Here is a 23,508-nt window from a genome sequence, read left to right on the forward strand (position 1 = left end):
GAGCTCTTGATGGACGCGATCGACGTCATCGTCACCAAGCGGGAGGGCCGCGAGCTCTCCGCGGGCCAGATCTCGTGGGTGGTCGACGCCTACACGCGGGGAGAGGTCGCCGACGAGCAGATGTCCGCTCTGGCCATGGCGATCCTGCTCAACGGGATGGGCCGCCGCGAGATCGGCCTGTGGACCGAGGCGATGATCAGGTCCGGCTCCCGCATGGACTGGTCGGCGCTCGACAGGCCGACCGCGGACAAGCACTCCACGGGCGGCGTGGGTGACAAGATCACACTGCCGCTGGCCCCGCTGGTGGCCGCGTGCGGGGCGTACGTGCCGCAGTTGTCCGGACGGGGCCTCGGCCACACCGGGGGGACGCTGGACAAGCTGGAGTCGATCCCGGGCTGGCGGGCGTCGCTCTCGAACGACGAGATGCTCGCCGTCCTGCGCGAGGCCGGCGCGGTCATCTGTGCGGCCGGCGACGGGCTCGCGCCCGCGGACAAGAAGCTGTACGCGCTGCGCGACGTCACCGGCACGGTCGAGTCGATCCCGATGATCGCCTCGTCGATCATGTCCAAGAAGATCGCCGAGGGTACGGGCGCGCTGGTGCTGGACGTCAAGGTCGGCTCCGGCGCGTTCATGAAGAGCGTCGAGACGGCCCGCGAGCTGGCCCGTACGATGGTCGACCTCGGCGTGAACCACGGGGTCGAAACGGTGGCCCTGCTGACGGCCATGGACCGCCCGCTCGGCCTCGCCATCGGCAACGCCCTGGAGGTCCAGGAGTCGGTCGAGGTCCTCGCCGGAGGCGGCCCGTCCGACGTGGTGGAGCTGACCGTACGGCTCGCGCGCGAGATGCTGGCCGCGGCCGGTATCAGCGGGAAGGACCCCGAGGACGCGCTCAGGGACGGGTCGGCCATGGACGCCTGGCGGCGCATGATCACCGCCCAGGGCGGGGACCCGGACGCCGAGTTGCCGAAGGCCGCCGAGACCGTCGAGGTGACGGCGCCCGCTTCCGGGGTGCTGACGAGGCTGGACGCCTACGGGGTCGGGCTCGCGGCCTGGCGCCTCGGCGCGGGCCGGGCACGCAAGGAGGACGCCGTGTCCTTCGGCGCGGGGATCACGTTGCACGCCAAGCCGGGGGACCAGGTACGTGAGGGCCAGCGCCTGATGACCCTGCACGCCGACGAGATCGCCCGCTTCGAGCGGGCACTTGAGGCTCTGGACGGCGCCTACGACGTCGGCGTGGAGGCGGACCCCGGCATGCTCCCGCTCGTGATCGACAGGATCACCGTCTGAGGCCCCGCGTGCCGCACGGGCCCTCCTCGGCATGAGGAGGGCCCGTGCGGCCTTTACGGCGCGTAGCTGAAACTGCTGTAGTAATCGCCGACCCGCCGGCGGTAGGCGACGTCGGTGTAGGTGTCCTCGTCGAACTCCGGAGCGTTCTCGATCTCGTCCTGGGCGCGGGCGAGGTAGATCTTGTTCGCCTCGGGATCGACCCGGGTGACCAGGCTCGCGGGCACGAGGGCCTTCCTGCCGAAGAGCCAGAAGCCGATGTCGACGACGAGGTAGCTGTCCCCGTCGACGTTGCTCTCCTCCTCCACCGAACCGATCTTGCCGTTGGTGGCCTCGACGTCGTAGTCGATGAGGCTCAGGTCGGGGTCGGGGGCGACGCCGTCGCGGTAGGTCCAGGCCTCGGTCATGTGTCGCACTCCCTGTCGTCGAGACGGTGATACTCCTCGACTACCCGGAGTAGCCGCGCTAAACGCGGCGGGCGATCAAGAAAGCGAGGCGCTGAGCACGGCCCGGTGGGTGGGCAGGGCCTGGCGGTGGCGTTCGACGCCGGCGTCGGTGATCTGGACGAAGACACCGCGCCGGTCCTCCACGCACATGTTGCGGCAGACCAGCCCGGTCTTCTCCAACCGCGAGATCAGCCGCGACAGCGCGCTCTGGCTGAGGTGGACGGCGTCCGCGAGCTCCTGGACGCGGTACTTCCCGTGCTCGGACTCGACCATGCGGTCGAGGACCTCGAACTCGCTGACGCCCAGCCCGTGCTTCTCGCCCAGCTCGCGTTCGAGCGTGCACCACGTGGCGGCGTGGCGGGCCAGCAGGTCACGCCATGAGCTCACGACGTCGAGGTCGTCCATGGCCGGACTATAGCATGCACGCTCATTAGATGCACGAGAATTATTTGCTTGTGCATTGAATGCATGCGCATGTAATGTTCCGACCCATGTTCCCCTCCACACATGACGAACCATGGAACGCGCGCCTCTGGGGAGCGCTCACCGTGCTCTGCGCCGTCGTGTTCCTCGATGCCCTCGATGTCTCGATGGTCGGAGTGGCCCTGCCGTCCATTCAGGCCGACCTCGGCCTGTCCACCTCTTCCCTGCAGTGGGTCGTCAGCGGGTACGTGCTCGGTTACGGCGGCCTGCTGCTGCTCGGCGGCCGTACGGCCGACCTGCTCGGCCGCCGCCGCGTCTTCCTCGCGGCGCTCGGCGTCTTCGCCGTGGCCTCCCTGCTCGGCGGGCTCGTCGACGACGGCGGCCTGCTCATCGCCGCCCGGTTCATCAAGGGCATCAGCGCGGCCTTCACCGCGCCCGCCGCACTCTCGATCATCACGACGACCTTCGCCGAAGGCCCGGCGCGCAACCGCGCGCTGAGCATCTTCACCGCCTGCGGCGCCAGCGGGTTCTCTCTCGGGCTGGTCCTGTCCGGGTTCCTCACCGAGCTCGGGTGGCGCTGGACCTTCCTCATGCCGGTGCCGGTCGCGATCATCGCGCTGGTGGCGGGGGCCAAGCTGCTTCCGCGCCACTCCGGGGAGGAGCGGGCGACCGGGGGTCACGACCTGGTCGGCGCCGCGACCATCACCGCGTCCATGCTGCTGTTCGTGTTCGCCGTCGTCCAGGCGCCCGAGGCCGGGTGGGGCTCGGTGCGGACGATCGCCGCCATCGCGGGCGCCGTCCTCCTGCTCGCCCTGTTCGTCGCCGTCGAGCGGCGCGTCAGGCACCCGCTCGTACGGCTCGGCATCCTGCGCTCGGGGCCGCTGGTCAGGGCCAACCTGGGCCTGGTGATCCTCTTCGGCTCGTACGTCGGCTTCCAGTTCGTCGCCATGCAGTACTTCCAGAACCTCCTGGGCTGGTCGGCGTTGCACACCGCGCTGGCGTTCCTGCCCGCGGGCCTGCTCGTGGCCGTCACCTCCACCAAGATGGGCGGCCTCGCCGACCGGTTCGGCACCGCCCGGCTGATCGTCATCGGCTCGTTCGCCCTGGCCGCCGGGTACGCGGTCTTCCTGAACGCCGGTGAGCACCCGAGCCTCGGCAGGTTGGTCATTCCTGGGATGGTGCTGCTGGGCATCGCCTTCGCGCTGTCGTTCCCCTCGCTGAACATCCAGGCCACCGCCGGAGTGGCCGACGACGAGCAGGGGCTGGCCTCCGGCCTCCTCAACACCTCGGGCCAGGTCGGCGGAGCGCTCGTGCTCGCGATCGTGGCCGCCGTGGCGACCGCCGACGGGGGCGCGGTCACCATGACGGCCATCCGATCGTCGTTCGCGGTCTGCGCCGTGATCGCGCTCCTCGGCCTCGGCATCGCGCTCACGGGCCTGCTCCGCGCCCGTACGGCGGCCCCGGCCGCGGAGCAAGGGGAGGGGGGCGAGGTGAAGGTCCTGGAGACCATCTGATCTCCGTCCCTCCTGGTGAGCCCCCTGGCGCGTGCGCGCCGGGGGGCTCCTCGCTTGTACAGGGGCATCTAGGACACATTTTCGGGATCCGGAGTTTGCCCGTGAACTGGTGAGGCATTGTCGGCGTCTAAGGAGTTGGTGAACCCAGCGGAGGAGCCGAGGCCCATGAAGAGGATCGCCGGCGCACTGGTGCCGCTCGCACTCGTCGCGGCCTGCGGCACCAGCCCGAGTTCCCCATCCGGCGCGAAGATCACGCCCGCGGCGTCCTCGCCCGCACCGCTTTCCTTCTCGCCCCTTCCGTCCTCGGCCTCCACGCCGGACCCGGAGCCCACGGCGACCCTCACCCCGTCCACCGGCTCCTCCGACCTGCCGCCGCCGACCGGCACCAAGCAGGTCGAGGTCAAACGCGCGCCCGCCGAGCCGCCCCTGGTCAAGGGGGCGCGCGTCGCCGCCCACCAGGGGTACGACCGGGTGGTGATCGACCTTCAGGGGGCCAGGACGGGATACACCGTGGGCTGGGTGAAGCAACTGATCGAGGACGGTTCCGGGGAACCGATCGACGTCAACGGCGGGGCGTACCTCCAGGCCACGCTGACGCCCGCCAGCGCGCACACCCCCAACGGCAAGCCCACCTGGGGCAGGACGCCCATGCTCCAGCCCGACCTCGCCAACGTCATGAGTGTCGTGCGCGTCGGCGACTTCGAGGGCGTCGTGACCGTGGCTATCGTTCTGCGCCACCGAGCCGGGTTCCGGGTCAGCGAGCAGGCGAACCCGTCGCGGCTGGTCATCGACATCGCCCACTGAATCGGGCGGTATCACGACAGGTACGCGGCTCAATAGACTGTGCGCGTGGTACGCAAAATAGCGGGCGCGACCCGCATCCCTGTGCCGGGCGGCAAGGTCATCGACGAGTACATCGGCCGCGTCAACAGTGGCGACGACCAGGTGTCCATCGCCCACATGAACGCTCCGGCGGGCTGGGAGGAGCCGGCCCAGACTCCGGAGTTCACCGAGTACACCCTCGTGCTGCGCGGCACCGTCGTGATCGAGCACGAGGAGGGCGTGACCGAGGTGTCCGCGGGCGAGGCATTCGTGAGCCTCCCCGGCGAGAAGATCCGCTACACCGTCGGCCCCGAGGGCGCGGAGTACGTCGCCGTCTGCACGCCCGCCTTCTCACCCGACACCGCCAACCGCGAAGACTAGCCGGACCTCAACGCAGGTCGCAGCCTCCCGGGCGGCGGACGACCGGCGGATCCGGCGGTGCGCCGTCCGGCCGTACCACCCGTGAGCCATCATGGGCGAAAGACTCCTTAGGATGTTCCGATGACGCAGCAGCCCACACTTGACGAGATTCGCAAAGCGCCCAAAGTCCTTCTCCACGACCATCTCGACGGTGGCCTGCGACCGGAGACGATCATCGACCTCGCCCGCGAGACGGGCTACGACCGGCTCCCCACGACCGATGTGGACGAGCTGCGCACCTGGTTCCGCGAGGCGTCCGACTCCGGGTCTCTGGAGCGTTACCTGGAGACCTTCGAGCACACGGTCGGCGTCATGCAGACGCGGGACGCGCTGGTCCGCGTCGCCGCCGAGTGCGCGGAGGACCTGGCCAACGACGGTGTGGTCTACGCCGAGGTGCGGTACGCGCCCGAGCTGCACACCTCCGGCGGCCTCAGCCTCGACGAGGTGATCGAGGCCGTCCTGGAGGGCTTCAAGATCGGCTCCGAGGGCCGGAACATCCGGGTCGGGGCGCTGCTCACCGCCATGCGCCACCAGGCACGTTCCATGGAGATCGCCGAACTGGCCGTGCGCTACCGCGACGTGGGCGTGGCCGGGTTCGACATCGCCGGCGCCGAGGCCGGCTACCCGCCCACCCGGCACCTGGACGCCTTCGAGTACCTGCAGCGGGAGAACTCCCACTACACGATCCACGCGGGCGAGGGCTTCGGGCTGCCGTCGATCTGGCAGGCCATCCAGTGGTGCGGCGCCGACCGGCTCGGCCACGGCGTGCGCATCATCGACGACATCCAGGTCGCGGCGGACGGCACCGCGAAGCTCGGACGTCTCGCGTCCTACGTGCGCGACATGCGCATCCCGCTGGAGATGTGCCCGACGTCCAACCTCCAGACCGGCGCTGCGTCCTCGCTCGCCGAGCACCCCATCGGCCTTCTGCGCCGTCTCTACTTCCGTGTCACCGTCAACACCGACAACAGGTTGATGAGTGACACCAGCGTGTCCCAGGAGTTCGCCAACCTCGTCGAGACCTTCGGCTACGAGTGGGATGATCTGCAGTGGTTCACGGTCAACGCCATGAAGTCAGCGTTCATCCCGTTCGACGAGCGGCTGGCGCTGATCAACGGCGTCATCAAGCCGGGTTTCGCCCGGCTCAAGTGGCAGGCTTGAGCACTGCGCCGGAGGCGTTAACGTGGTGACCGCCTTGCTGAACGGAGAGGTAGCGGTGAGCGAGCGGTGAAGCCACAAATCTTCCGGTCCAAGACGGCCTGGGTTCTGGGCTGGGTGTGGATGGTGTTCGCCGCGTTCAACGCCGTCGACCTGGTGGCCAACGGCACGATGCCCTCCGCGCTCGTCGCCGGCGCGGTGCTCGCCGTGCTGACCGCCGCGGTCTTCGTCGGCTGCCTGCGACCCGGCATCCTGCCCGGGGAGGACGGCGTCCTGGTGCGCAACCCGCTGCGCAACGTCTTCGTGCCGTGGAAGGCCGTCGACGGCATCCACGTCTCCCACGCGATCATCATCGAGTCGGGCGACGACAGCGTGCGCTGCTGGACTCCCCAGTCGTCGGCGCGCGAGCGCGCCAAGGCGGTGCGTCGCGGGGCTCCGGTCGTCCCGGCCAAGTCCGGCCGCTATCCCAGCACCCAGCCGCAGCTCTCCAAGGCCGAGCAGGCGGCGACGCAGATGATGGCCGGACGCACCCACGCCGACTGGGTCGCTCAGCAGCTCACCGAGACGGCCGAGAAGAAGTCCCGCGGCACGGGGGAGCGACTCCCGCTGACCACGACCTGGTCCCCCTCAGCCCTGGTAGCCCTCGCCGCCGCCCTGACCCTGGTGATCGCCGCCCTCATCCTCTCCTGAAGGCGGTCTCGCCCCGTCAGGCCGTCGGAGTTCACAGGCCGAGGTTTGTCGAGAGGTCGGACTTGAGGGAGTCCAGGTCGTGCGCGGCCCGGGTTCTGGCGGTGGAGATGTCGTCGCCGACCGGGATCACGACCTCCAGGTAACACTTGAGCTTGGGCTCCGTGCCCGAGGGGCGCACGATCACGCGGGCGTCGCCGTCCAGCCGGTAGCGGAGCCCGTCCGTGGGAGGCAGCCCGTCGACGCCCCTGCTGAGGTCGTCCACGGAGAGGACGGCCCGGCCGCCCAGCGCCTCGGGAGGGTTGGACCTCAGCCGCTCCATGGCGTCCGTGATGAGAGACAGATCGTCCACCCGGACCGAGAGCTGCGCGGTCGCGTGCAAGCCGTACGTGGCCGCCTGGTCGTCGAGCAGGTCCAGCAGGGTCCTGCCGTCCCGCTTCGCCTGGGCGGCCATGCCCGCCACGGTGAGCGCGGCCCCGATGCCGTCCTTGTCGCGTACCGGCAGTCCCTGGTCGGAGCCGACGCTGTAGCCGAGCGCCTCCTCGTAGCCGTAGACGAGGCCGTCCCCGGCCTTCACGATCCACTTGAAGCCGGTCAGCGTCTCGGCGTGCCGTACCCCGCGCGCCTGGGCGATCTTGCCGAGCAGCGAGGACGACACGATCGAGGCGGCCACCAGCCGGTCGGGGCCCGAGGTGTGGTCGATGACGTACTCGCCGAGCAGGCCGCCGACCTCGTCACCGGTGAGCATGCGGAAGCCGCCGTCCCGCGTGGGCACGCCCACGGCGCAGCGGTCGGCGTCCGGGTCGTTGGCGATCACCAGATCGGCGCCGGCCTTCTCCGCGAGCTGGAGCGCGAGGTCCATCGCGCCGGGCTCCTCCGGGTTCGGGAACGCGACGGTCGGGAAGTCGGGGTCGGGCTCGAACTGCGCCTCGGTCACCAACGGGCTCTCGAACCCGGCCGTGGTGAAGGCCCGTAGCAGGACCTCACCGCCCACGCCGTGCATCGGTGTGTAGACGACCCGCAGGTCACGGGCGTCGCCCAGCGGCAGGGCGCCGACCGCCGAAAGGTACGGTCCGACGATCGCAGCGTCGCTCAGGGTCTCCCACTCGTCTCCCAGGGGAAGCTTGTCGACGCGCCCGATCGTGTCGATGGCCTCCGAGATCTCCACGTCGAGCGGGGGCACGATCTGGGCGCCGTCGCCCCAGTAGACCTTGTAGCCGTTGTCCCGGGGCGGGTTGTGCGACGCCGTGACCATGACGCCCGCGTCCGCGCCCAGGTGCCGCACGGCGAAGGCCAGCACGGGCGTGGGCCAGTGATGGCCCATCAGAGAGACGCGCAGCCCGGCTCCGTTGAGCACGGCCGCCGAGTCACGGGCGAACACGTCGGACTTGTGCCGGGCGTCGTACCCGATCACGACGTGCTTGCCCGGCCCGAGCCGCCTTGCCAGGCCCGCCGCCGCACGCATGACGGTCACCCGGTTCATCCGGTTCGGCCCGGCGCCCAGCTCGCCTCTCAGGCCCGCCGTGCCGAACTCCAGCTTGGTCCCGAAGCGGTCCTGAAGCTCGGCGGTGTCCCCGCTGTCGAGGATCTCCTGGAGCTCGGCCCGCGTCTCCGGGTCCGGGTCCTGAGCCAGCCACTCCTCAGCCCGCCGCACGAGATCAGACATAACGCCCCTTCAGCCCATTCAACTCACGTAAGAAGTCGGCCACCCGACCGAACCGGGTCAATGTAGTCCCTCACCGGACAGCGGCAGCCACCGTCTCCTCCCGCGCCGGGGAACGGATCGGGCGGTTGCCGACCCTCCCGAACGCACAAGTTCGACAGAGATGCCAAAGCTCTCTACCGAAATCCCGGCCGGCTCGACCGTCAGAGCTTGTTGACGACCTTGGCCAGCAGGACGCCCATGCGCGCCGCCGTCGCCCTGCCGACCTGGAGGACTTCCTCGTGGTTCAGCGGCTCGCCGACCAGCCCCGCGCCCGGGTTGGTCACCAGGGAGACGCCGAGCACGTCGGCCCCGGCCTCCCGCGCCGCGATGGCCTCCAGCACGGTGGACATGCCGACCAGGTCACCGCCCAGCGTGCGGAGCATGCGGATCTCGGCCGGGGTCTCGTACGTCGGGCCGCGGAACGCGACGTACACGCCCTCGGCGAGCGACGGGTCGGCCTCGCGGGCCAGCTCGCGCAGGCGCCTGGAGTAGACCTCGGTCAGGTCGACGAAGGTCGCCCCGGTGATCGGGTTCGCACCCGTCAGGTTGATGTGGTCGCTGATCAGCACGGGCTCGCCGACGCTCTGAACCTCGGGCCGCAGCCCCCCGGCGGCGTTGGTCAGCACGACCGTGCCCGCACCGGCCGCGACCGCGGTGCGCACGCCGTGCACGACCGGCTCCACGCCCCTGCCCTCGTAGAGGTGGGTGCGCCCCTGGAAGATGAGCGCCTTCTTGCCGGACTCGGTCTCGACGGCCCTGATCTTCCCGGAGTGACCGGCCACGGCCGGGGCCGCGAAGCCCGGCAGCTCGGTTACCGGATGCTCGGAGATCGTCGTGCCGATGGCGTCGGCGGCCGGGCCCCACCCGGACCCCATGACCAGCGCCACGTCGAACGACTCGACACCGGTAAGGGACTTCAGCGCACCCGCGGCTTCCGCGGCGAGTTCATAGGCGTCACTACTCACGACCACCGAGGCTACAACCCCCATCCCATGATCAGCACACGGCCCGACGGGCCCTTTGGAGGACGGCAAGTTGATCGGAACTCTCGGTGAGGTCGCTCCCGCCCGGAACCTCGTAGTCGTCCGGGCCGAAATCTGTGACCTGTCCGCGCTGTGATCAACGCTTGGTGATCGCACGAGTGGCCAAGCGCATCCGGCGAGCTTCTGATCAGGGATTTCGGCGTTCTCTGATGCGGCCTATATCTGGAGCGATCAAATGAAGTTTGGTCAGTGTCCTGTGCCGAAAAGTAGTGTGATCTAACTCACGCTGGTAAAGACGGCGACCCATACGTATGTTCCAAGTGATCTCTGGTGGGTTACAGATGCATCGAGCGTGGCCATTCGTCGGCGTGACGAAGGGCCACGTACTCATGGGCTAAAACGGAGGGTCGGCGCATGCGTCGTTCGGGGTTACGTCGACGGTTGAGTATCGGGACGCTTTTTGTTTCCGCGTCGATGGTGCTCATTTCAGGAGTCGGCGTTCCAGACGGCCTTGCACCCCGGGCTGCCGCGAACTCGTCTGAGCAATCGAATGTTCAGGTGTCCGCCGCGGACGTGAGTACTCCTGCACAGCAGGCTGGTTCGGCGGCAGGACTTCCACACCTGGTGCCGGCTGAAGCAACAACGGCGACCCTGAAACCATCCTCCAAGACTGCGACTGGCGACCCTGAACCGCCGAAGGGTGCACTGCCCTTGGAGACGCGAAAGTCCGACACAAAAGTTTCCGTGCGTGTACCGGCCAACATACTCAAGGACCGGGTGCAGAACGTACGAGAGAGAGTCGCCAAGTCTACGAGGGAGGATCCCCCGGCTTCTGGAGCGACGGATGGTCAGGAGCAGAAGCTCCTGAGGAGCGGTGGAGCACGTATCTTGGCCGCCCAGCCGACTCTTCGATGGACTTACCCGCAGAACAACGGCACCGTCACCTCCGTCACACCGATCGTGGCCGCATACGGCACCTCGGCCGTACCGGCTCCGCAAGACTGGGTGTTCTACTGGTTCGTGGTGTGCCCATCGGTAAATGGCCAACCGGCGGATTACGCCCAGTGCGCCAAGTCGCCGACCCTGAGCACCTACGGTGTCTCTCCCGTAGGAACGTGGCAGGTGCCGGCTGGCACGTTGAAGTGGGGAGACGACGCCTTCTGGTATGTCCAGGTCTCCGACACCCAGACTGGCTCCACAATCTCCAACTGGCAGAAGTTCACCGTGCTGATTCCGCAACCGCGGATCAACGCGGAGCTCACCAAGAGCTCGCACGGGCGAGAATTCAATGCCCTGACGGGGAACTACACCTCGTCGGTGACCGATGCCTCGGTGACATCGGTTGGCCCTCCGCTGAGCGTGACCCGTACCTATAACAGTGCCGATCCCCGTGTGGGAATCTTCGGTGCCGGCTGGTCGTCCCGATGGGATACGAAGCTCGTCACAGAACCCTCGACGGGGACGATTCTCCTCACGCGTCCGGATGGTTCGCAAGTGCGATTCGGGGACAAGGGCGGCGGGACATACGCCTCACCGGCGGGCTTGTTCTACACGCTTGCGACCGTCAGCGGCGGCGGATGGCGTCTGATGGACAAGTCGGCGATGTCGTATCTCTTTGACGCATCGGGGCGGTTGACGAAGCTGACAGATGCCCGCGGGCGCGCACAGGAGCTCCTCTACGGAAGCGATGGCAACCTCGCGAAGGTGACGGCCCCCGGTGGCCGGGCGTTGACGTTCACCTGGGATGGCACCCACGTCGCTACGGTAGCGACGGACCCAGTCAACGGACAGCCTTTGACATGGACCTATACATACAGCGGCGACAAGCTGATCAAGGTCTGTGGACCGGGAAGCTCGCAGGCATGCACGGTTTACGCGTACGGAGACGGCTCGGCCTATCGGAGCGCGGTGCTCAACGCCGTTCCGCTGCACTACTGGCGATTGGGAGAGCCTTCGAACGCAGGGCCCCTGGCGTTTGCCGTGGATGAGGGTTTGGCCGAGTCCTATGAAGCTCAATATGCCAGGTGCTGTATGACGGGCGCTCCTGGAGCGTTAGCGGGGTCTACCGATACCGCCATGAGTCTCAGCGCGGGGAATACCGGATACCTCAGTCTTCCCGACAACACCCTTAATCTCCTCGGCGGGCAGCTCTCTGTCGAAGCATGGTTCAAAACAAGTGGGTCCGGAACGATTCTGGGATCGCAGGACACGCGTCTCGACTGGAATATTTATGCCAACTTCGGGCCGGTATTGTACGTCGGTAAGGATGGCAAGTTACGCGGTAAGTTCACTAGTAGCGGGACCCCGATCACCTCATCAGGAGTGGTCAACAACGGCGCATGGCATCACGTTGCCCTGTCCTCGACCGGCAGTTCTCAGACCTTGTATCTCGATGGAGTTCCGGTCGGGACGAAGACGGGGGCCGTGAATGAGAGCCTCGCTGAGTACGCGCAACTCGGCACGGGGCAGACCTCGTCAGGCTGGCCATCGACCACGACGAGCAATGCCCTGTTCCCCTTTGTCGGCCAGATCGACGAGTTCGCCGTCTACAACAAGCCCCTGAACGCCGCCCAGGTGCAGGAACACTACGCCGCTCGTCTCGCTACTCCCCAACTCACCACCTTGACGCTTCCCTCTGGCCGAACCTGGGCGAACAACACCTATGAGACGGTGAAGGGCCGCCTTAAGACGCACACCGACGACAATGGGGGTCTGTGGCAGATCGGGCTCCCCACTCCAGACCCGAACACTGAGCAGGACACCGTCACTGTTACGGATCCGCATGGCGGAACCATCAAGACGGCATACGACTTCGCTCGGCAACGTGCGGAGTCGCTTACAGATCAGCTCGGGAAGACCACATCCTATGAGTACGACACGGGCGGATTCGTCGCCAAGATCACAGATCCAAACGGGAAAACCACCCAACTGACCCACGATCAGCGTGGCAATGAACTGAGTCTCAAGAAGTGCCGTTCCGCTGGGAACTGCCAGACGACGTACGCCACCTATTACCTCAACTCGGCAGACATGTTCGACCCGCGCAACGATCAGATGACTGTGTACCGTGATGCGCGCTCGGCAGGCCCCGCCAGCAACACGTATGCGACCGCGTGGGAATACACGGCGTTCGGGGAGAAGGCCAAGGAGACCGCCCCTATTACAACAGATTTCCCCAACGGGCGGTCAACGACCTACGCCTACACGGACGGTACTGAAGCGGCGGTTGGTGGCGGTACAACGCCTGCGGGTTTGGTCAAAAGCGAGACCGATCCCAAGAGTAATCAGCGGCTCTATGCTTACTCGTCTGCCGGCGACTTAGCCCAGATCACCGAGCCGACGGGCCTGATCACCAAGTTCGGGTATGACGCGATCGGCCGTACGGTCACTCGCACACAGGTCTCCGGTACCCAAAGCCCCGTCACGACCTCCTATTCCTACGACCCCTTCGGCCGTACCGCGAAAGTCACGGGCTTCGGAGTCAAGAACGAGATCAGCGGTGTCACGCACACCGCCGAGAGCCGCTACACCTACGACGACGACGGTAACAAGCTCACCGAGACGCTCGCCGACCTGACAGGTGGGGATGTCGTCCGTACGACCACGCTCGCCTACGACACTTACGGGCGCCTCGAAAAGGTCACTGGCCCGGAAGGTGGGATCCAGCAGACGGCCTATGACCACATGGGAAAGGTCGTCACCACGACCGACGCGGCAGGGGCGACGTACACCTACGGCTACACCTCGCGCGGCGAGCCCGCCTCGGTGACCTTGAAGGGGTGGACCGGCAGCCCCACAGCCCCGGAGCCAGCGCGAGACGTGGTCACACGTTCGTACGCGTATGACCCCGGCGGACGTCTTGCCTCCGAGACCGATGTGATGGGCCGGACAACCCGATACACATACTTCGACGACAACTCCCTCGCTGAGACGATCGCTGATCGCGTCAAGCTGAATGCCTCCGGGACTCCGGTCGACGTGGTGTTGACGTCCTCCACCTATGACGCCGCCGGGAATCTGACAAGACAGGTCGCGGGGGGCGGCAAGACCCAGGTGGATTACGTCTATGACGCGTCGGGTCGGTTGACCTCCTCGACCCTCGATCCCGCCGGTCTCGGAAGAAGGTCCAGCTACGTCTACGACGCCAACACCAATGTCACTCAGACCAGCTGGACTGCAACCGGGTCCACACGAACCGAAATAGAGTCCTACCGCTATGACGCCGGTGACCGGCTCATCGAGCAGACCGTCGAGAACGGCGCCACGGACCTGACGACATCCTGGACGGTGGACGACCGCGGCCTGGTCACCGAGATCACCGACCCACGTGGCAACGCCGCGGGTGCGACCCGCTCGGACTACACGTCGCTGATCGGCTACGACGCTCTCGGCAGGACCATCAAGGTGGAAGGCGCGCCGGTCAAGGTCGAGCGCAACGGCGCCGCCGCGACCACCGAACGGCCGACCTCGCTGCTCGGCTATAACACCGCAGGTGAGCAGACGCATGAGACCGCACCCGAAGGCCGGACCAGCCTCACCGCCTACGACAAGGCGGGAAGGGTCACCTCGGTCACCGGGACCGCCTACACCCCGCCCGGCGGGACGGCTCTGACACCTCGGACGTCCTATGGCTACGACGCCGCCGGCCGCGTGACCTCGGTCACCGATCCTCGCGGCAACGTCTCCAACGCCACGTACGACGTCCTCGGCCGGACGGTCCGGATCACCGACCCGCCTGCCACTCAGGGTGCGATCCGCGGTAACTGGGACTACACCTACACCCTCAACGGAGAGCGGCTCTCCTCGACCGACCCGACCGGAGCGCGCATCGAGGCCACCTACGACGGGCTCGGCCGTCAGGTCACCCTGACGCAGATCGAACGCAAGCCCACCGCGGTCGCCCTCACCACCGTCGGCGAGTACGACAACGCGGGCAACCTGGTCGCCGTCAAGCGGCCCGCCGGTAACCGCAGTACTGCCACGATCAACGCCGCGGGTGAGGTGGAAACAGAGACCGATCCCCTCGCCCACTCTACGAAGTTCGAGTACGACGGGGTGGGGCGTCCCGCCAAGGTCACCGACGCGCTGGGCAACGCCACAGTGGCGGAATACGACCTCGCGGGACGGAAGATCGTGGCCAAGGACCTGAACCCCTCCGGCACGCTCCTGCGCACCTACGGCTTCGAATACGACGACGCGAGCAACCTCACCGCCCAGACCAGCCCCGAAGGCCACGTCACCCGCCGGTCCTACGACGCGGCCGACCAGCTGACCAAACTCGTCGAGCCGGTATCGGCCACGAAGACCATCACCACGGCCTTCGGGTACGACGCTGCAGGGCAGCGGACCCGTACGACCGACGGCCGGGGCAACGCGTTCCTGGCCACCTACAACTCGCTCGGCATGGTGGAGGCGCGCATCGAACCCGCGACCCAGGCCCATCCCGACCTCGCCGACCGCACCTGGACCATGTCCTACGACGCGGTGGGCAACCAGGTCGGTGTCCTGCAACCCGGCGGGGTCCGGATCACCAACGCCTACGACAACCTCAACCGCCTGGTGACCGAGGCAGGATCAGGGGCCGAGTCCGCCACTCAGACCAACACCTTCGGTTACGACCTGGCCGGGCGGCGTACCAGCGCGGGTGATCTCGACTTCACCTTCAACGACCGCGGCCTGCTGCTCAAGACCGCCAAGACTGGCAGCTCCAGCGACCTGTCGTCGTTCGGCTACGACGCCAACGACCGGCTTACCCAGCGCACCGATGCCTCCGGTGCGGCGACGTTCACCTGGGACAACGCCGACCGCCTCAAGACCTTCAGCGACCCGGTGACCGCGACCACGCTGACCTACGGCTACGACAACGCCGACCGGCTCACCGGCATCGACTACGGCACCAGCGGACCCAAGCGGACCTACTCCTACGACCCGATGGACCGCCTCACCGGCGACATGCTGAAGACCTCCGCCGGCGCCGCCATCGCCTCCATCACCTACGGCTACGACCGCGACGACAACCTCACCACCAAGACCACCACCGGAACCGCCGGCGCGGGCATCAACGCCTACACCTACGACCACAGCAACCGGCTGACCTCCTGGACCGCCCCCGGCGGCGCCGTCACCGACTACTCCTGGGACGACTCCGGCAACCGCACCCAGGCCGGCTCCAAGACCTTCACCTACGACGAACGCAACCGACTGCTCTCCGGCGACGGCACCACCTACACCTACACCGCACGCGGCACCACGGCCAGCGAAACCAAGGGCAACGTCACCAAGGTCCTCCAGTTCGATGCTTTGGACCGCATGACCAGCGACGGTGAGGCCGTCTACACCTACGACGCCCTCGACCGCGTCATCAGCCGCACCCAAGGCGGAGCTGTCAGCCGCTATGTATACGGCGATCAGGCCAACGACATCGTTGCCATGACCGACGGGGCTGGCGCCGTGCAAGCCCGCTACAGCCGCGGCCTCGACGGCGAACCGATCGGCATCTCCGACGGCAGCGGCGCCCGCTTCGCCTTTGCCGACCAGCACGGCGACGTAGTCGGCACTTTCGGCGCCACCGCAACATCACTCGCCGACTCGGTCGCCTACAACCCCTTCGGCGAAGAAACCGCCAGAACCGGCGCCAGACACGACCTCGGCTATCAGGGCGAACTCACCGACCCCACCACCGGCAAGGTCAACATGCACGCCCGCTGGTACCAACCCGGAACCGGCACCTTCTCCAGCCGCGACACCTGGACCCTAAATCCCGATCCTTCCATCCAGATCAACCGATACACCTACGGGAACGGGAATCCGGTTTCGAACATTGACCCCAGTGGTCACGGTAGGCCGTATCCGCCTTGCAGAGCTGTCCCGTGGACGCCAGCACGTGTCTTCTGCGATGTGACAATGAATGCGGATCCGTTAGCGGACCCGAAGGACGATCAGTGCTCGTCCAAGTTGGATACACGCTGTAATCCGGTGCCGGACGACACCTGTTCGGCACACAAACCACAATGTCGGACCGCCCCACAGACGCCATTGCCCGATATGGGGCCACTTGGGCACGTGAAGAGTCCGAATGCGCCGAACAAAACGTACCACCCCAGCAACCCTGGACCACCACGTCCACCCGTGATCGACTGTAGTCATGGTCCGACTGAGGGTCACTGTGACAAGCTCCCTCCCTCGGCTAAAAAGGGATGCCCGGGATGTTTTATCAACGGCTACAACCCAGATCTAGATGTTCTTAACTGTGATCTGGCATCCCCGGACTCAAGGTGTCCGGCAGAGAGGCCCGATCTAGTCTCGTGCATGGGTACATGTGCGCCGCCCTCGAATTGTGGCACTGCAGGAAGTGGAGGGTTCTTCGGGGCGGTTTACACTGCATGCCCCCCTCCGGGGCAAAGCTCTCCACCTACCATCCAGGACCTTGCGCAACAGTGCACCGACAACATCCTCTGCGACATCCTGATAGGCGACGGGGTCAACTGCATAGCGAATCCCAACTGGGTTGACTGTATTTCCGCAGGGGTCGGCTTGATTCCAGTCGGCAGACTCCTCGGCACCGGTATCAAGCTCGGCAGTAAGCTTCCCAAGATCCTCAAACCGGTCGAGAAATGCCTGACCCACAACAGCTTTGTTGCTGGCACGATGGTCCTGATGGCCGATGGCACCCACAAGCCCATTGAAGAGGTTCAGGTCGGCGACTTCGTCCAGGCGACCGACCCCGAGACAGGCAAGACGGGCCCACGCATCGTCCTAGACCTGATAACAGGGGACGGCGCCAAGAGCCTCGTAGAGATCACAGCCGACACCGACGGCCAACGAGGCGACGCCACCGGCGTAGTGATCGCCACCGACGGCCATCCCTTCTGGGCCCCTGAACTCCACAAGTGGCTGACTGCCGCGGAACTACGCGTCGGCACACTCCTCCAAACCAGCGCTGGCACCCACGTCCAGATCACAGCCATAAAAAAGTGGACCGGAACTCAGCAGGTCAACAACCTGACCGTGGCCGGCTTCCATACGTACCACGTGGTTGCCGGGGAACAAGCGATACTTGTTCATAACAGTCCACCGTGCGAGATCATTATTGACGGCAAAAAGTACCCTGAATCGGCAAAGCATATTGAGGATGCCCAGAATGCGGGTCATCCGGATACTCTAACCATCGATAGAACGGGTGCGAAACAGAATCGAAGGGACTCGTTGCGTGGGCATCCCACGGTATCGGGTAAACAGCGTGATGAATATCCGCCGGCGATGTTCAAAGAAGGTGGATCGGGTGCAAGCGTTCGACCTATCAACGGTTCCGATAACGGAGGCGCTGGCGCCTCTATCGGTAACCAGGCCAGGAAGTATTCGGACGGCACTCAGGTCCAGATAAAGGTGGAGTGGTAGGGTGTCATCGTGGATGCAGTTAGTCGCCTGACCAGCATGGGATCATCGTCGCTCGCCGGACACCTCGGAGATCTGTCCGAAGTTCCGGAGATTATTCGGCCGCTAGTCGATTCGAAGAACGGCTTTTATGCCTTCGAATCGGCGCTATATGTGCTGCCTTGGGGTGATATCGAGAGAAGTGCGCAGCATTGGAATTCTCCCGATCTATGGACCCGAGAGTACGGTGATCCTGTATCCGGGCTCTTGTTCTTCGCGGAAGATGCGTTTGGGTTCCAATTCGCGGCGGGTATGGATGGGATATATTCGTTCAACCCGGAAATCGCTGAACGCGAGCTCGTGGCGTCAACTGTGGATTCCTGGGCGTCGCTGATTCTAGATGATTATGAGATGCAAACGGGATTCCCGGTCATTCATGAGTGGCAACAAAAGAATGGCGCCATCAGCAAAGGATGCAGATTGGCGCCGGTCGTTCCTTTCTTTCTGGGTGGCAAGTTCGAGGCTGAGGAAATGCGCATGAAGGAGTCGGTATCGCTGATGCGTTTCAGGGCGGACGTGTATCGACAAGTAGAAGGCTTGCCTGATGGGACTCAAATCCGAATGAGGATCGAGTGAGGTGTCGACTGGCATAAGGCTCGCCGGGCGCGGTGAAGCCCAGCGTCGCCGCCGTCCGACTACGGCGGCCCTGGAGAGCTCCTGAGTCTGGGGCTCGATCTTGCGTTGTTGCTGTACTTCTGGGTGGCCCGGGGGGCAGGGCGGGGTGAAGGGGATCAGCGGGCATTGCGTAACCTCTGCCTGGAGGTATGCTCCTGCTGCGGGGCGGGGTCTCCGGACGAGGGAAGCGGACATGACCGACCTGACCGAGCGCGCTGTGAAGCTGGACGCCGTGGACGCGATGGCGTATCTCCGTGACGAGTTCGACCTCGATCCCGCTGTGGTCTACCTGGACGGCAACTCCCTCGGTGCTCCGCCTCGGCGGGTGGCCGGGCGGGTGGAGGAGGTCGTGCGGGAGCAGTGGGGGCGCAGGCTCATCAGGTCGTGGCCGGAGAGGTGGTGGACGGCGCCCGAGCGGGTGGGGGAGCTGATCGCCCCGCTGGTGGGCGCGGCCCCCGGGCAGGTCGTGGTGGCCGACTCGACCAGCGTCAACATCTTCAAGGCCCTGGTGGCCGCAGTACGGCTGTCGCCGGGGCGGCGGGAGATCGTGGTGGACGCGGCCACGTTCCCGACCGACGGGTACATCGCGGAGTCGGTGGCCGAGCTGACCGGCATGGTGCTCCGGCCGGTCGGCGTGGACGAGCTCGATGATGCGCTGAGCGAGCAGACGGCGGTGGTCCTGCTCAACCACGTGGACTACAAGACCGGGCGCCTGTACGACATGGCCCGCCTCACGGCCAGGGTCCACTCGGTGGGCGCGCGGGTGGTGTGGGATCTGTGCCACAGCGCGGGCGTGCTCCCGATCGAGCTGGACGCGCTCGGCGTCGACCTGGCCGTCGGATGCACGTACAAGTTCCTCAACGGCGGCCCGGGGTCACCCGCCTTCGTCTACGTGCCGCGTGATCTCCAGGGGTCGTTCCGCCAGCCGCTGTCGGGGTGGGGTGGCCACCGTGATCCGTTCGCGATGGCCCCGGCGTACGAGCCGGCGCCCGGGATCGCCCGTGCCCGGGCCGGTACTCCCGACATCCTTTCGCTGCTGGCACTGGAGGCCGCGCTGGAGGTCTGGGACGGCGTGGACCTCGCGGACGTACGGGCCAAGGGCCTGTCGCTCACCGGGTTCTTCATGGAGTGCGTGGACGAGCTGCTCGGGGACGCCGTCGAGGTGGTCACCCCACGCGACGGGAACCGTGGCCACCAGGTCTCACTGCGCCACCCCGGCGCGGGGGAGCTCGTCGCCGAGCTGACGGCCCGCGAGGTCATCGGCGACTTCCGCACCCCCGACATCCTCCGCTTCGGTTTCGCCCCCTTGTACAACAGCTACACGGACGCCGTCCACGCCGCCCAATCCCTCACCGACGTACTGGCCTCACGAAAGTAGGGACGCCTGCCGCTCGTAGGTGCTGCGAATCAGGAGTGGGCGCTGGGCCTGGGGTGCTGGGTGGTCAGTCGCCGATCGAGGTGCAGGGGCGGCTGCGGATGTCGGTGACGTAGTCGTCGGGGGCCCCGGCCTTTTCGGCGGCGTCGGCGAGGATGCCCAGGTAACGGGCGGACGGCAGGCCGCCCTCGTACCCGTCGAGCACGTAGAACCACGCGACGATCTCGCCGTCGAGGGTCGCCACCCGCAGTTTGACCTTGTGGTAGAGCCCCAGCGCGGCCCCCTCCCACTGGTCGAGCGAGGACTCGTCCCAGTCGGGCACGTCGTAGAGGACCACGAAGACGTGCTCGTCGGGGCTTTCGGCGATCGTGGCGAGCGCGCCCTCCCACCCGACGTCCTCGCCGCCGAAGGTCAGGCGCCAGCCTTGCAGCCAGCCCGTCCCGCGCATGGGCGAGTGGGGAGCCCTCTGGGCCATCTGCTTGGGGTCCATGTTGCTGCCATAGGCGGCGTAAACAGGCACGGCACACAAGAGTAATCCAAGATCCGGGTGCTGATCCGGCCGGGCGCTTCCAACACGCGGCCCGAGCGTGGCGGCGGCTTTCTTTCTTCCGGTGATGAGCCTTCGGATCAGTGGATTCCTAGGGGTTTTCCGGTGAGAATCGAGCTTTTTTACCGGTCTTCGATGCATCTCATCGGGTATTGCACCCCGGGCACCCCGCGCCATACGGGACAATGGGGTATGTGACGAGGATTGTGATCATTGGCGGCGGGCCCGGAGGTTACGAGGCGGCGCTGGTCGCGGCTCAGCTCGGAGCCACGGCCACCGTGGTCGAGCAGGACGGGCCGGGTGGGGCGTGCGTGCTCACCGACTGCGTGCCGTCCAAGACCATGATCGCCACATCTGTCCGCAAGCAGGCCCTTCTGGATGGATCCTCCCTCGGTGTCAATTTCACCGGTGGACTCGACGGGGACGTGGGCGGCATCCAGGTCGACATGCCGCTGGTGAACAAACGCGTCAAGGAGCTTGCACAGGCCCAGTCGGCAGACATCGCGGCCAGGCTCACCGCCGAGGGCGTCGAGATCATCCGGGGTTCGGGGCGCCTGGTCGACCCGCAGGTCGTGCGCGTGGGCGACCAGACCATCAGGGCCGACGTCGTCATCGTGGCCACCGGCGCGACCCCGCGCGTGCTGCCGGGCGCCGAGCCCGACGGGGAGCGCGTGCTCACCTGGCGGCAGCTCTACGACCTCGACGAGGTGCCCGAGCACCTCATCGTCGTCGGCTCCGGCGTCACCGGCGCCGAGTTCGCCGGCGCGTACCGCTCGCTGGGCTCGGAGGTCACGCTCGTCTCCTCCCGTGACCGGATGATGCCGAACGAGGACGCCGACGCGGCCGAGGTCCTCGAAGAGGTCTACCGGCGCCGTGGCATGAACGTCATGGGCAAGTCCCGTGCCTCCTCGGTCAAGCGCACCGAGCACGGCGTGGTCGTCACCCTGGAGGACGGCCGCACCGCCGAGGGCAGTCACTGCCTCATGACGGTCGGCATGATCCCGAACACTTCCGGCCTGGGCCTGGAGGAAGCGGGCGTCACCCTCGACAGGAACGGCTTCGTCCAGGTCGACAAGGTGTCCCGTACCTCGGCCCCCGGGGTCTACGCCGCGGGCGACTGCACCGGTGTGCTCATGCTCGCCTCCGTGGCGGCCATGCAGGGCCGCATCGCGGTCTGGCACGCGCTGGGGGAGGCCGTGCAGCCCCTGCGCCTCGCCACCGTGGCGTCCACCATCTTCACCGACCCGGAGATCGCCGCCGTCGGCGTCTCGCAGCGGCAGATCGAGGCGGGCGAGGTCGAGGCCAACGTCGTCAAGCTGCCCCTCTCCACCAACGCCCGCGCGAAGATGCAGGGCTTCAACGACGGCTTCGTGAAGTTGTTCTGCCGCCCGCACACCGGCATCGTGCTCGGCGGCGTCGTCGTCGCCCCGCGTGCCTCTGAGCTGATCCTTGCCCTGTCGCTGGCCGTCCAGCACCGGCTCACGGTCGACCAGATCGCTCACACGTTCGCGGTCTACCCCTCGCTGGCCGGCTCGATCACCGAGGCCGCCCGGCGCCTGATGCTTCCCGTCCAGTCCACCGTGATCTGACCACGGCGACCGCCGTGACCACGGCGGCCCGCCGGCCGGTCACGTCAGGCGGGATCTGACGCGTCCGAGGGCGTCCCTGCCGTGATAGACGGCCGCTGCGACCCCCGCGAGCTGGGGGATGTTCTGGGCGGCGTTGAGCGACTGCTTGGCGGCCTCGTAGGCGTCCAGCGCGCGGCGCCAGTCCTGGTCCACGCCGCTGGTGGTCATATGGTTGATCTTGTAGTCGAAGTCCAGCGAGTCGATCTCCTCGCCCAGCTTGATCACCTCCTCCTCGGCGGTCCGCCGCGCTGTGGCGTACCGGCGCTCCCGCTCGACCCTGCGGCGGTGGGAGAGCCCCCAGAGGATCAGGGTGACGCTGAGGCCCACGCCGCTGAGGATCACCAGCACCAGGCCCAGCCCGCCGGTTCCGCGAGTGACGACCGGCTGAGCCGAAGATGGGTCGCCCGCGTCTTCAGAGCCGGTGGGAAGAAGCTCGGACAGCTTGCCGAGCGCGTCGTACGGCACGTTCTCCGGAGTGCCGAGCGCTCCGGTGAGGTCGACGTCGTCGGCCTGGATGAAGGACGCCTTCTCGACCGTCGCCCCGCTGAGGTCCGCACCGTTCAGCTCCGCCTGGACGAACTCGGCCTTCGTGAGGTTGGCGCCCTTGAACACCGCGAACTGAAGCTTGGCCTGGCCGAGCTTGGCGTCGCGGAGCTTGGCCCCTGTGAAGTCGGCGTTCCTGGCCTGGATCTGGCCCAGGGTGGCCTCGTTGAGGTCCGCGTCGACCAGTGTCGCGTCGGTCAGGTTCGCCTGGGTCAGCTCGGCCCTGGCCATGATGGCCCCGGTGAGGTCGGCGTGCGGGAACTCGGCCTGGCCGCCGTGGGCGTCGGTGAGGATCGTCCTACGCAGGGTGGCGTGCTTGGCGTGCATCTGGCCGAGATCGGCGTCGGAGAGATCGGCGCCGCTCAGGTCCGCGTACTCCAGGCGGGCCTGGGTGAAGTCCGCCTCCTTCATCGAGGCGTTCCGGAGGATGGCCCCCGTCAGGTCCTTCTGGGTGAGGTCGACCTCGTCCAGCTTGGCGTTGGTCAGGTCGGCACAGCGCAGGTTGTACGGGAGCGTGGCCCCGTTGGTGAAGTTCCTGCCTCGCAGCTTGGCACCCGACCCGGGCTTGCACGGCGCCGTCAGCACGGCTTCCGACGCCGAGATCGTGACCGTCACGGCCCCCGGCGTGGAGGCGGACGCCGGCAGGGCCGACACGGCTAGGACGAACAGCCCGGATACAAGGGCCAGGGGGATGGAACGACGCAACGCGGCCTCCTCGACAACTGCGCCGAGTGTGACAGGTGATCATATACGCGGGGTTGCACGCGCCTTGCAGATCGCTTTCGCCATCCCCGGCCACACGTGGCGACGATCCGCACGGTCGTACACGTGAAGCGGTCGTACACGTGAAGCGGTCGTACACGTGAAGCGGTCGTACACGTGAAGCGGTCGTACACGTGAAAGAGCCCCGGCGGGCCGATTGGCC

Annotated in this window: 16 protein-coding genes; 10 read left to right on the forward strand and 6 right to left on the reverse strand. The window is 66.8% G+C overall.

Annotated elements, in window-relative coordinates:
- Window positions 1–9: 9 nt before the first annotated feature.
- Entirely contained in the window at window positions 10–1,287 is a 1,278-nt protein-coding gene (locus tag AB0B89_RS06720) for a thymidine phosphorylase (protein WP_358549176.1), read from the forward strand.
- Between the two features lie 53 nt (window positions 1,288–1,340).
- Here the strand turns inward: AB0B89_RS06720 and AB0B89_RS06725 are convergent, their stop codons facing one another.
- Complete coding sequence (locus tag AB0B89_RS06725; protein WP_358549179.1) at window positions 1,341–1,691, reverse strand: PRC-barrel domain containing protein; 351 nt, start codon at window positions 1,689–1,691, stop codon at window positions 1,341–1,343.
- Window positions 1,692–1,766: 75 nt separating this feature from the next.
- Window positions 1,767–2,135, reverse strand: a complete 369-nt coding sequence (locus AB0B89_RS06730) for a MarR family transcriptional regulator (protein ID WP_358549182.1) — start codon at window positions 2,133–2,135, stop codon at window positions 1,767–1,769.
- Between the two features lie 86 nt (window positions 2,136–2,221).
- Here AB0B89_RS06730 and AB0B89_RS06735 point away from each other — a divergent pair, with 86 nt between their 5' ends.
- The 5 genes from AB0B89_RS06735 (at window position 2,222) to AB0B89_RS06755 (ending at window position 6,757) form a co-directional block, all read left to right on the forward strand.
- A complete protein-coding gene (locus tag AB0B89_RS06735) occupies window positions 2,222–3,667 on the forward strand; it encodes an MFS transporter (RefSeq protein ID WP_358549184.1) in 1,446 nt (481 codons plus the stop codon).
- Between the two features lie 165 nt (window positions 3,668–3,832).
- Complete coding sequence (locus tag AB0B89_RS06740) at window positions 3,833–4,471, forward strand: hypothetical protein (protein ID WP_358549186.1); 639 nt, start codon at window positions 3,833–3,835, stop codon at window positions 4,469–4,471.
- 45 nt (window positions 4,472–4,516) lie between these two features.
- Entirely contained in the window at window positions 4,517–4,870 is a 354-nt protein-coding gene (locus AB0B89_RS06745; protein WP_358549189.1) for a cupin, read from the forward strand.
- Between the two features lie 120 nt (window positions 4,871–4,990).
- The gene (locus AB0B89_RS06750) at window positions 4,991–6,070 is read left to right on the forward strand and encodes an adenosine deaminase (protein ID WP_358549191.1); all 1,080 of its coding nucleotides are present in this window, start codon (window positions 4,991–4,993) and stop codon (window positions 6,068–6,070) included.
- A 66-nt stretch (window positions 6,071–6,136) separates the two neighbouring features.
- The gene (locus AB0B89_RS06755; RefSeq protein ID WP_358549194.1) at window positions 6,137–6,757 is read left to right on the forward strand and encodes a hypothetical protein; all 621 of its coding nucleotides are present in this window, start codon (window positions 6,137–6,139) and stop codon (window positions 6,755–6,757) included.
- A 31-nt stretch (window positions 6,758–6,788) separates the two neighbouring features.
- On the opposite strand, the gene AB0B89_RS06760 is transcribed toward AB0B89_RS06755, so the two are convergent.
- Both AB0B89_RS06760 and AB0B89_RS06765 read right to left on the reverse strand, forming a co-directional pair.
- Complete coding sequence (locus tag AB0B89_RS06760; protein WP_358549196.1) at window positions 6,789–8,420, reverse strand: phospho-sugar mutase; 1,632 nt, start codon at window positions 8,418–8,420, stop codon at window positions 6,789–6,791.
- Between the two features lie 200 nt (window positions 8,421–8,620).
- On the reverse strand, window positions 8,621–9,424 hold the full coding sequence (locus AB0B89_RS06765) for a purine-nucleoside phosphorylase (protein ID WP_358549198.1): 804 nt from the start codon (window positions 9,422–9,424) through the stop codon (window positions 8,621–8,623).
- Between the two features lie 906 nt (window positions 9,425–10,330).
- Between AB0B89_RS06765 and AB0B89_RS06770 the strand changes: the two genes are divergently transcribed.
- The 3 genes from AB0B89_RS06770 (at window position 10,331) to kynU (ending at window position 19,868) form a co-directional block, all read left to right on the forward strand.
- Window positions 10,331–17,839, forward strand: a complete 7,509-nt coding sequence (locus AB0B89_RS06770) for a LamG-like jellyroll fold domain-containing protein (RefSeq protein WP_358549201.1) — start codon at window positions 10,331–10,333, stop codon at window positions 17,837–17,839.
- A 9-nt stretch (window positions 17,840–17,848) separates the two neighbouring features.
- The gene (locus AB0B89_RS06775; RefSeq protein WP_358549204.1) at window positions 17,849–18,451 is read left to right on the forward strand and encodes a hypothetical protein; all 603 of its coding nucleotides are present in this window, start codon (window positions 17,849–17,851) and stop codon (window positions 18,449–18,451) included.
- 232 nt (window positions 18,452–18,683) lie between these two features.
- On the forward strand, window positions 18,684–19,868 hold the full coding sequence (kynU, locus tag AB0B89_RS06780) for a kynureninase (protein ID WP_358549207.1): 1,185 nt from the start codon (window positions 18,684–18,686) through the stop codon (window positions 19,866–19,868).
- A gap of 64 nt (window positions 19,869–19,932) precedes the next feature.
- On the opposite strand, the gene AB0B89_RS06785 is transcribed toward kynU, so the two are convergent.
- Window positions 19,933–20,385 (reverse strand): gamma-glutamylcyclotransferase, encoded by a 453-nt coding sequence (locus AB0B89_RS06785; RefSeq protein ID WP_358549210.1) that lies wholly within the window; start codon window positions 20,383–20,385, stop codon window positions 19,933–19,935.
- 221 nt (window positions 20,386–20,606) lie between these two features.
- On the opposite strand from AB0B89_RS06785, the gene AB0B89_RS06790 reads away from it, so the two are divergent.
- The gene (locus tag AB0B89_RS06790) at window positions 20,607–22,001 is read left to right on the forward strand and encodes an NAD(P)H-quinone dehydrogenase (RefSeq protein WP_358549214.1); all 1,395 of its coding nucleotides are present in this window, start codon (window positions 20,607–20,609) and stop codon (window positions 21,999–22,001) included.
- Window positions 22,002–22,040: 39 nt separating this feature from the next.
- On the opposite strand, the gene AB0B89_RS06795 is transcribed toward AB0B89_RS06790, so the two are convergent.
- The gene (locus AB0B89_RS06795; protein WP_358549216.1) at window positions 22,041–23,288 is read right to left on the reverse strand and encodes a pentapeptide repeat-containing protein; all 1,248 of its coding nucleotides are present in this window, start codon (window positions 23,286–23,288) and stop codon (window positions 22,041–22,043) included.
- Window positions 23,289–23,508: the final 220 nt, after the last annotated feature.

Origin of the sequence: Sphaerisporangium sp. NPDC049002 (assembly GCF_040649355.1) — a bacterium.
Taxonomy (GTDB): Bacteria; Actinomycetota; Actinomycetes; order Streptosporangiales; family Streptosporangiaceae; genus Sphaerisporangium.

Excerpts from the sequence above, each read along its gene's own strand:
- kynU (WP_358549207.1), top strand. The coding sequence starts at position 18,684 with ATGACCGACCTGACCGAGCGCGCTGTGAAGCTGGACGCCGTGGACGCG.
- AB0B89_RS06750 (WP_358549191.1), top strand. The coding sequence starts at position 4,991 with ATGACGCAGCAGCCCACACTTGACGAGATTCGCAAAGCGCCCAAAGTC.
- AB0B89_RS06725 (WP_358549179.1), bottom strand. The coding sequence starts at position 1,691 with ATGACCGAGGCCTGGACCTACCGCGACGGCGTCGCCCCCGACCCCGAC.
- AB0B89_RS06760 (WP_358549196.1), bottom strand. The coding sequence starts at position 8,420 with ATGTCTGATCTCGTGCGGCGGGCTGAGGAGTGGCTGGCTCAGGACCCG.
- AB0B89_RS06730 (WP_358549182.1), bottom strand. The coding sequence starts at position 2,135 with ATGGACGACCTCGACGTCGTGAGCTCATGGCGTGACCTGCTGGCCCGC.
- AB0B89_RS06740 (WP_358549186.1), top strand. The coding sequence starts at position 3,833 with ATGAAGAGGATCGCCGGCGCACTGGTGCCGCTCGCACTCGTCGCGGCC.
- AB0B89_RS06720 (WP_358549176.1), top strand. The coding sequence starts at position 10 with ATGGACGCGATCGACGTCATCGTCACCAAGCGGGAGGGCCGCGAGCTC.
- AB0B89_RS06735 (WP_358549184.1), top strand. The coding sequence starts at position 2,222 with ATGTTCCCCTCCACACATGACGAACCATGGAACGCGCGCCTCTGGGGA.